Origin of the sequence: Bacillus sp. C30, from assembly GCF_040838255.1 — a bacterium.
Taxonomy (GTDB): Bacteria; Bacillota; Bacilli; order Bacillales; family Bacillaceae_G; genus Bacillus_A; species Bacillus_A mycoides.
Map to the genome: position 1 here is coordinate 1 of NZ_JBFPJH010000454.1, position 2,319 is coordinate 2,319.

At 34.8% G+C, this 2,319-nt stretch carries 3 protein-coding genes; all 3 read right to left on the minus strand.

What is annotated here, in order from left to right:
• Positions 1-899: 1,4-dihydroxy-2-naphthoate polyprenyltransferase (gene menA, locus AB3X49_RS21640; RefSeq protein ID WP_367964660.1), on the minus strand; the 899-nt coding region annotated here is incomplete at its 3' end.
• A gap of 427 nt (positions 900-1,326) precedes the next feature.
• Entirely contained in the window at positions 1,327-1,710 is a 384-nt protein-coding gene (locus AB3X49_RS21645) for a hypothetical protein (protein ID WP_367964662.1), read from the minus strand.
• Between the two features lie 186 nt (positions 1,711-1,896).
• The coding region (locus AB3X49_RS21650; RefSeq protein ID WP_367964664.1) for a histidine phosphatase family protein at positions 1,897-2,319 on the minus strand (423 nt) is incomplete at its 5' end.

Below are 2,319 nucleotides of genomic sequence, written 5' to 3' on the forward strand. Positions count from 1 at the left end.
CTGATTAATAATCCTGCTGATAATAAGAAGCCGAAAATCGTATTTGTCATCGCTGTTGATTTCATTGCGATGCGCATATATCCGGGATCCTTTGCTCCTTTTTGGAAACTTTGAATTGCAGAGATTGGCTTTCTCAAACCTAGGAACATAACTAATGCCCAAGGGCTTAAATAACCCATCAATACAATTACCACGATCCATGAATAAGCAATGAAAAAGGCTACAGCTAGTGTTACTACTGCTTTCTCTCTTCCAAGGAGGATTACTAATGTCTTTCTTCCACCTTTAATATCTTCTTCGATATCTCGGATATTATTCGACATATTGATTGCACCAACTAAAATTCCAATTGGAATGGAAATCAATACACTTTCAATCGTTATAGTATTCGTTTGAATAAAGAAAGCAATGAGTACAAAACATGTCCCCATTAACAATCCAGAAACTAGTTCTCCAAAAGGAGTGTACGCAATTGGTAATGGACCACCTGTATATAAATAGCCAACCGCCATCCCAATTAAACCAATGACGACTAACCACCAGCTGCTATTCATACAAATATAAACTCCAATAATTGCTGCTACCACATACAATAAAAGCGCAACTGTTAACACATTTTTTGGTTTCAATCCATGACGGACAATTCCACCACCGATGCCAACAGAATCAGCGGTATCTAATCCACGTTTGAAATCATAGTACTCATTAAATAAGTTCGTTGCTATTTGCAATGCTAAACATGCAACCATCATCGCAATAAATAAAAGCCAATGAATGTCTGTAACATACAGTGATGCTACTGTTCCTAAAATTACAGGAGAAAACGTCGCCGTTAATGTATGCGGGCGCGTCATCTTCCATATTAATTTAGCGGAACTAATTTCTTTTTCTGTCCCCATAACTCTGTTCAATCTCCCTACCTTTTAAGTATAAATGACTAGCAGTATCTTTCTATTTTCTGCTTCACATCTATTATATCAAAAAAAGAATTGGTGATAGAACTGTAATGCTCTTGCATGCACCATAACTTTGCATCAAAGTATCGTTTTTTCTAATATAGGGTACAGCCACATGTCCATCAACTTAAGAAAACAGATTCACCCCAAAACGAAAAAATGAGCTTAATTCTCCTATATAACTGTCGAGAGATAAAATTTTTGTTTTGGTGGTGATTCAAAATAGTAGCTTGATGGCGATCGGACTGACCCCCTAATACTTTATTTTAATACTGACTCTTTTCATGAAATAAAACTCAGTTATCAGTCTAAACCATTTTTTAACTCTAACAATAACAAGTATGCTTCTTTACCTTTCAGATAGTCTCTATTATTCTAATTTCTTCATTTCTTTCAGCCATGCTATCTCCTTTTCTGAAGCATTTTCTATTTTATACAATTCATAGCTACCCTTTATCTCATCTATCACTACAAATTCAACTTCATTTCGAACATAGCTTTTAGTTTTCCCCTTTTTATAACCATTAACATTATCTAATATAGTTTCTCCACTATCTTTTTTATATAAATTATAGCTAACAGGTGGACGGCCAATTACATACTTATTATCAGAAAATCCGACTATATCATCCCTCCCTAATCCTGTCGAAACACTCCAGACAAAAATAATCTGAAATATAGAACAAACAACAATACCGTATATGAAAAAAAATAGGATTGATTTAAAAAATAACTTTAAAGATATCCTGCCCAAAAACATTCCCTCCCATTTCACCTCGGGATAGCAAGAACAAAACGTGAATTTTGTACGCTAAGAAACCGAATTTTTTAGATTGTTGAACTCAATCCCCGTCAGTGCCATAAGAAAAAGGGTTACCGCAGTAACCCTTTTTCTTATAATACACGTCATTTTGGGAAGCTACGGATGAATAAAGTCACTCTATGAAATTTCCCACAATCTTTTAACTTCCACCAATTCCTGCCCGTTGAATTCCATTCTATATATATCTGGTTTTGATGTCTGAAGTAAAAAATTCAAATCATACTTACTGTCATAATACCCCATCATCAAAGTCATTACAGCTCCATGAGTGCCTAATACTACTTTCTGTCCTCGATAGGTGTTTAATAATTCTTTTAAGACTTTTATAGCACGTTTCTGACAGTCGACATTAGACTCTCCTCCCGTTAAAGCAAAGTCGGGGTCTAAAAATGACTTTTTTATCAAAGGAAATAATTCTTTATCCGACATTCGTTCCTCTTCAGCAATAAAGATTCTCTCTTTTAAGTCTTCAAATACTAAAACTTCTTGTCCTATTTGCTTCGCTAACTGCTGAACAGTTAGAATTGAACGATTGTATGG